Origin of the sequence: Microcoleus sp. w2-18bC1, assembly GCF_036700365.1 — a bacterium.
Classification (GTDB): domain Bacteria; phylum Cyanobacteriota; class Cyanobacteriia; order Cyanobacteriales; family Microcoleaceae; genus Microcoleus.
On record NZ_JAUBOS010000014.1, the window covers coordinates 58852 to 65478 of the forward strand.

A 6627-nucleotide genomic window follows, 5' to 3' on the forward strand; every position below is an offset into this window, starting at 1 on the left:
TAATTGTTGAAAAGATATCAAGATTGCCAAAATCTTGAGTCTTTGCCTTGCGGACTTCGTATTTGTACAACTAGAATTTAGTCTGACTCATCTTGCACCATTTTTAAAAGCGATCGCCTGTTCTAGATCACATAATTATTAGACTTTAGCAGTTAAGAGGCTTCTAGCAATATCGCAATCTGCCTGAATTTGAGTTTTGAGAGCATCCAGAGAAGCGAATTTTTGTTCGGGTCGCAAAAACTCTACCAAACTCGCACTCAAGGTTTGACCATACAAATCCCCAGACCAATCTAACAGGTGAACTTCCACAGTGGGTTGCAGGCCGTCTACTGTCGGGCGGCAGCCAACATTCATCACCCCATTGACAAAAAATAAAGTTGATGCTATTCCGGGGATTAGAGATTTGGCATTTTCCGGCTGATAGGAAGAACTTCCATCTTCCATCTTTTCCCCTCCCTGCTTCACCGAGACTCGCACCGCGTACACGCCAAAACGTGGCAAAAATTTTTCCGGCGGCAGTTCGATATTAGCAGTAGGAAATCCGATCGTCCTACCCAGCCGCTGTCCCCCAACCACAGTCCCGACTAAACTGTAAGGTCGCCCCAGCAACTGATTCGCTCTTGTGAGGTCGCCTGATGCCAGACCTTCGCGGATTGCAGAACTGCTGATCCGATCGCCCTCACCGCAATTGTGCAGGGGTACAAGAGCAACATCAATACCGTAACCAGAGGCGATCGACTGCAAATCCACAGCCGTCCCAGCGCGTCCCCGTCCAAACCGAAAATCCACCCCCACACTAATTCGACTCGCTTTTAGTTGTCGCACCAAAATTTCCTCGACAAACTCAGAAGCAGTCAAAGCCGCCAATTCTCGATCGAACGGCAGCAGCACAAGTTGCTCGACGCCCATTGCTGCGAGCAATTCTACCTTTTCTGCCAGAGGCGTCAGCAGTTTTTTCGGTTGACCCGTAAAGAATTCTTGCGGGTGCGGATCGAATGTCACCACAGTGCTGTAAAGCCGATCGACCCCATCAGAATCGATCCCAGAGAGGCTGTTGCCATCTGCCTTGGGGGCTATCAAACTATCGAAATTATGGCTGCTGCCGGCTCGATCGGGCGGTGCTGCTGAGTCGTTGTAGCAGGTCGCCGGAGGTTCGCTTTCCAAATTTTCATCTCTGCCAGCGTAGGAGCGCAAGTTTGGCCCCGACGCAAGAATCGTCGCAGAATTTTGCTCAGGCGATCGATTTAAAATTGGCTGCACGACTTGTCGATGCCCTAGGTGCAAACCATCAAAGTTTCCCAAGGCAACAGAAGTTGGAGTCAGAGCAGCGGTACAAGAAGAAGTTACCCACACGCTTAAAATTTTGACATACTTAGTGCGATCGCCAGTCGATGTTAGATTTTAGATTTTAGATTTTAGAATTGACTCCACAGATAAATCTGGAAGCTTGAACTTTGGTCTAAACTTTTTGGTTTTCCACGACAGAAGTAAGTGGCACGGTATCCGTCTTTAAGTGAGGTCAATCGGTTTTCGATTTTCGATTTTCGATTTTCGATTGAAGCATTGACTTGCGCGAGATAAATTCGGGGGTTCATTTATCGGATACAGGTTTTTTATTTCTGGGCCATGAGTCTGCTTTCGGAATGAATCCGGGGGCTTGTATCCTAAATGCTTTCGGTCAGACCTCGCTTAAATGTCAGATTTCACCGATCGAGATTTCAGAACCATCTGACAAGCTCAAATCCATCAGACATGAACTTGAGGCGCTTGCACCGACGCTTCAGACAAATCGTTATTAGGAGGCAACAATTGTAACGACAAACCTTCCCGCGCCATCAAACTGTTCGGGAACCTTTGAGCCACTTGTTCTCCCACCCTGTCTAAAAACTCGTCATTGTGCAGCGGATCGTGGTGAAAAATCACCAACTTTTTGACATTAGCAGCCTTTGCTACCTTCACCGCTTCCTGCCAAGTCGAATGTCCCCAGCCGACCTTGCTGCTCTTCTCGGCATAATACTCCTCATCGGTATAAGTAGCATCGTAGATCAGCACCTCAGCATCCTGAGCCAAATGCAGCACATTTTCGTCTAAACGATCGGGAAAATGTTCGGTATCAGTCACGTAAGCAGCCGCATACCCCCGCCAGTTGACGCGGTAGCCTATAGCTTCCCCAGGATGGTTCAGCAAAGCAGTTTCCACCTTAATCTCTCCGATTTCCAGCGGTTTGCCCACTTCTATATCGTTAAATTTCAGGTCTGCCCCCATAATTTGCAGGGGTACCGGAAAATTGGGGTGCAGCATCTGGTCATGGAGGCGCTGCTGGATAGTAGCCTGATTAGGAGCAATAGCCCCATAGATGTGAAAGCAGTTCCCAGGAATAAAAGCTGGGACAAAAAATGGGAATCCTTGAATGTGATCCCAGTGAGAGTGAGTAAAAAACATATGAGCTTTTACGGGCATCTGGGACAGGAGAGTTTGTCCCAAAACCCGCAATCCAGTACCGCCATCGAAAATTAGGCGACTGTCACCCACTCGCATTTCTACACAGGGCGTGTTGCCCCCGTAACGTACTGTTTCTGCCCCGGGAGACGCTATGCTACCTCTAACGCCCCAGAAGTGAACCGTGAATTGGTTTTGCATACTAGACATGGGTTTTCTTGCAAGATTGTTCCGGCGAGTTGGCGAGTTATCGATAAGGTGTTTACATATTACTAAGGGCTTTACCATCAAACCCAAGTTCTTTGACGGTCGAGTTCCCCACTTGTTGGAAGTGCCAAGAGTCTCGCTCATCGCGAGAATGCAAAACTGTTGGGCTTGACAACTGAGCAATAAATTACAAGGTAGACTAATGAAGTCTCGATCGTAACTATTCTTTTCGTCTCTTCACTAGCCTAACCTCCGCAGACACACTTTGGGGCAGTAGTTCTGTATGAGTTTGGTCAAAAGCCGCTGTTTTTCCAGCCTCCGCACTTGGCGAACACGATCTATCGGTTGTTTGCCTTCCTGCTTTACCGGTTTGAACCCGGATGATGGGCTTCCTCAACTCCCATTAATTCAAAAATCTTAGCAGTTTAGGAATGCTCCTGCTAATTATCCAACAATACTGTCTGTGTCTGGATTCTCTGCCCGCCCGGAGGCTGCGGTTCGTCCCGCAAGCGGTCAAGCTGAACCCAGCCTCATCTGACACCGGAGTAGCAGCGAGAGTCCGGGCCTGCTGGCAAAAGGCTAAATTTTCGTCGTGCATTTCTTGGCGGACGAATTGAATCACTCAAAATTCCCATATTTTCGGAAATTAAAAAATTTCGATTTTTTGCCATCATGCCAACTCCGATCGCCATTCTGTCTCCAGAGTGAGGCAGAAATATTCGCTGTTAACCTCTCGTGATTTTCTCAAAAATCTTCAAGTGCTCTATTTTTGGTAAGGATTTCTCGGAATTCGGCGCAGTTCCGGTACTCGCCACGGGGTTGAATTTCCGGTATCATAGAAGCTTAGAGTCTTATTTGCCGAGAATCTAAATCAGTGCTAAAAAAGCCTGGATAACTTTAAGTTATTTTTCCAAAAAGTCAGTATGAATCAAGTTAAAAAAACTACAACCAAGCTGAATAGATCGCCTGTGAAAGTGTCCGATCGCACTTTAGAACTCGGTAATCTTCCGTTGAGCGACCTGTCTTTAGAAATAACTGATGGTCAAGCTTTGAGAGAATTTAGTTTGGACGATCGCCTGCCGGGAGCCCCAACAGCCACAGACCGCACTGCCGCAACAAGACGCCGGAGGGTAGATGGCAAGAGCGAGTGGGCCCGATCGCCTGTGGTTTCTACTGCGTTTCTCAAATGGCTGCTAGAGAGTTTGACTCGCTCAAAAGGTTGGCTGGGAATTGTCACCCTGGCAGCAGTTTGGGGGTGGTGGAACAGTCAGTTACTGTTTTCCACAGGCCTGGGGATAGCAGCGATGATGCTGGTTTACCGAGGGCAGTCGTGGGACTGGCAATTGCTGCGGGCAAAAGGCGAGCAATTTTGGGATGGCCCGAACCGTCGGTTCGTTTTAGCCGTCGGCACCGGCGGCATTGCTACCTTGGGCGCTTACATGAGTTTGGCGGTTTGGGCGGACTCAAGCAGCCACTGGATGGCTTTGAGCCTAATTTTGCAGAATTTGGGGACGATCGCGATTGCAGGGCTGTTACTGCGGCAAGGGTTGAGTCTGGGGGCCGCAAAAGATGAAGTGGCGCTCGATCGCATCTTGGCGGATTTGACTGATGCTGACCCCGTGAAGCGTTTAATTGCTGTGCGGCAAATGACCGATTTGGTGAATCAGGGTGGGTTTGGTGCTGTGAGCTCTGTCAAAAGTTCGTTAGCAGAGCCCTCGCAGAGGATCGCCCGTTCCCGCGCTGCGGAGTGCTTTCGCCTGATGCTGAGTCGGGAACCAGAAGCTGTAGTCCGCAATGCCCTTCTCGAAGGTTTGCAGACTTGGGACACTACTTATGGCATGGCTTTAAAATCCAAAAATCAAGTCATCGACTATTAGCTGACCATCAAAAGCGTAAAAACTAATTCGATGAATATTCGGAGCTTTTACGCGCAGGGGAGCCCTAGGGGCGATCGGAGAATTAGACCCGACCAGATTGGGCGCAGGCATTTCATCCTGAACAATTGGGTTGCCGTCAATGTCACAAGCAGATAAAACAGTTCGTCGCGAACTGGTGACAAGCCCTGACACCCAGCGAACTGGATACTTAAAAGTTACTTCTATCAGTCCGCTTTTGGGGGCCCCCATTAACACTGTTGCCCCAGAACCAGTGAAAAATGCTGGGTTTGAAGGTTGGATGGCGACGGCATTGCTAAAAGTCACCCCCCAATGTGCAAACTGGTGTTCTACTACTTCAAAGCATTTCAAGTCTTCTAAAGCTACGCGGACGATCGCAGGTACCGTTGTGGCGCGCGATCGCACATCTGAAGCCGCGCCTGAGCGTTCTGGAGTGGCGACCAAAGACTTTTTGCTGTTTAAATCCATGCTTCGATAGGCTGTGTCAAATTCTGCAAACCCGTCTGATTGAAGACTTTTCGCATCAACCATAAAACCCTCGCGATCCCTTTTTCTGAGCAGTTGCATTTTAGTAGACCTCCCTGAGATTAGTTGTTTCTTCTGTTTTGGAATTGATAACGGCGATGCCAGTGATTGCCAAACTTGCAATTAGGAATCGAAACCCCATCGCCCGCCATCCAACAAAGACTTTCGACCTCAAAAGCCACTGCTCCGCAAAATATCGTGATTAATGATTTGTGATTGGCGAGCGTCGGCCAACCTGCCGCCTGCCTGAAAGCGAGTTCTAATAGTCCTCCTTTCCGAGCGCCTGCTTTCGGGGTTGGCGAACAGACTCTATTTTGTTGAGGGGTCTCACCCATCATTTTGCTATTATCTCCGATCGGCGCTAGTTTGCAAGGGTAAGGATAACTACACAGCCGAATTGCCCAAATCGCAAAACTTACTTGCTGTCTGTAGTTTCACGCTTCACCTGTACTAAAATAGATTTAAATCATTACTCAATCTTTACAAAAACGCCACCAGCTTTGCAAGTTTTTTAAACAAAGACGGGGCGATGGAAAAGAATCTAAAATATAACAGCGATTAAGGTTAGTTTATGCTTGTACCCCTCGGCTTCGGTCAGCGATCAATAGTTACTTCTCTCGGCAGAATGGTCTACTACACTGCTGAAAAAATGCCTTGGATGGGGTTGCCGACCTCAACTTCGGAAAATAAGAATAAGCCGAACTTAGTATTTTTTCACGGTTTTGGCGGCGGGTCGAGTGCCTACGAATGGTCGAAAGTTTATCCGGCTTTTGCGGCAGAATATCGAATTTTAGCACCGGATTTAATCGGTTGGGGGCGATCGGAACATCCGGCAAGAAATTATCAGGTTCAAGATTATATCACAACTTTGATCGAATTTCTCGAAAAAACTTGCGACAGTCCGACAGAGGTGATTGCTTCTTCGCTAACAGGGGCGATCGCGATTCGAGCTGCGATCGCACGGCCGGATCTCTTCAAATCCCTAATTTTGACCATACCCAGCGGTTTGTCGGACTTCGGACAAGATTACGGCAGCAGTTTCTTCGCTAAGCTAGTCAACACGCCGATATTAGATCGCTTGCTCTACAGTACCGGAATCGCCACAGACGGCGGCATCCGTAGCTTCCTAGAACAACGCCAATTTGCCGATTCGCGTCGCGTTTACCAAGAAATTGTTGATGCTTACCTCCAATCTGCTTTGGAACCAAATGCAGAATATGCCGCCCTGTCTTTTGTGCGGGGAGATTTGTGCTTTGACTTGTCGCTGTACATCACTCAGCTAACAACGCCGACAGCGATTATTTGGGGAGAAAAATCGCAGTTTACCGGGCCCGATATCGGCCAGCGGTTGGCAAATCTCAACCCCGAAGCAATCAAAGTTTTTCAACCTCTGGAAAACGTAGGTTTGACTCCGCAGTTAGAAATTCCCGCTGTTACGATTGGCTTAATTCGGCAATACTTAAAATTGCTTTCGGAAGGGTAAAGAAGGAAGAAGGAAGAAGGAAGAAGGAAGAAGGAAGAAGGAAGAAGGAAGAAGGAAGAAGGAAGAAGGAAGAAGGAA

Annotated in this window: 6 protein-coding genes; 2 read left to right on the forward strand and 4 right to left on the reverse strand. The window is 48.2% G+C overall.

Annotated elements, in window-relative coordinates; all coding sequences use genetic code 11:
* Positions 1–138: 138 nt before the first annotated feature.
* From QT979_RS10940 to QT979_RS10950, 3 genes are all read right to left on the reverse strand, one after another.
* On the reverse strand, positions 139–1353 hold the full coding sequence (locus QT979_RS10940; protein ID WP_333309821.1) for a bifunctional riboflavin kinase/FAD synthetase: 1215 nt from the start codon (positions 1351–1353) through the stop codon (positions 139–141).
* Between the two features lie 393 nt (positions 1354–1746).
* A complete protein-coding gene (locus tag QT979_RS10945; protein ID WP_333209252.1) occupies positions 1747–2649 on the reverse strand; it encodes an MBL fold metallo-hydrolase in 903 nt (300 codons plus the stop codon).
* 400 nt (positions 2650–3049) lie between these two features.
* Positions 3050–3268 carry a hypothetical protein gene (locus QT979_RS10950; RefSeq protein ID WP_333209253.1) on the reverse strand — a complete coding sequence of 73 codons (219 nt, stop codon included), beginning with the start codon at positions 3266–3268 and terminating at the stop codon, positions 3050–3052.
* Between the two features lie 301 nt (positions 3269–3569).
* Between QT979_RS10950 and QT979_RS10955 the strand changes: the two genes are divergently transcribed.
* Positions 3570–4523, forward strand: a complete 954-nt coding sequence (locus QT979_RS10955; RefSeq protein ID WP_333209255.1) for a hypothetical protein — start codon at positions 3570–3572, stop codon at positions 4521–4523.
* On the opposite strand, the gene QT979_RS10960 is transcribed toward QT979_RS10955, so the two are convergent.
* Complete coding sequence (locus tag QT979_RS10960; RefSeq protein WP_333209257.1) at positions 4491–5108, reverse strand: hypothetical protein; 618 nt, start codon at positions 5106–5108, stop codon at positions 4491–4493. The two genes, QT979_RS10955 and QT979_RS10960, sit on opposite strands and share 33 nt — an antisense overlap.
* A gap of 529 nt (positions 5109–5637) precedes the next feature.
* Between QT979_RS10960 and QT979_RS10965 the strand changes: the two genes are divergently transcribed.
* Positions 5638–6549: an alpha/beta hydrolase gene (locus QT979_RS10965; protein WP_333309824.1), complete on the forward strand. Its 912-nt coding sequence runs from the start codon at positions 5638–5640 to the stop codon at positions 6547–6549.
* Positions 6550–6627: the final 78 nt, after the last annotated feature.

Coding starts and splice junctions, on each gene's coding strand:
- QT979_RS10965 (WP_333309824.1), top strand. CDS start 5,638: ATGCTTGTACCCCTCGGCTTCGGTCAGCGATCAATAGTTACTTCTCTC.
- QT979_RS10960 (WP_333209257.1), bottom strand. CDS start 5,108: ATGCAACTGCTCAGAAAAAGGGATCGCGAGGGTTTTATGGTTGATGCG.
- QT979_RS10945 (WP_333209252.1), bottom strand. CDS start 2,649: ATGTCTAGTATGCAAAACCAATTCACGGTTCACTTCTGGGGCGTTAGA.
- QT979_RS10955 (WP_333209255.1), top strand. CDS start 3,570: ATGAATCAAGTTAAAAAAACTACAACCAAGCTGAATAGATCGCCTGTG.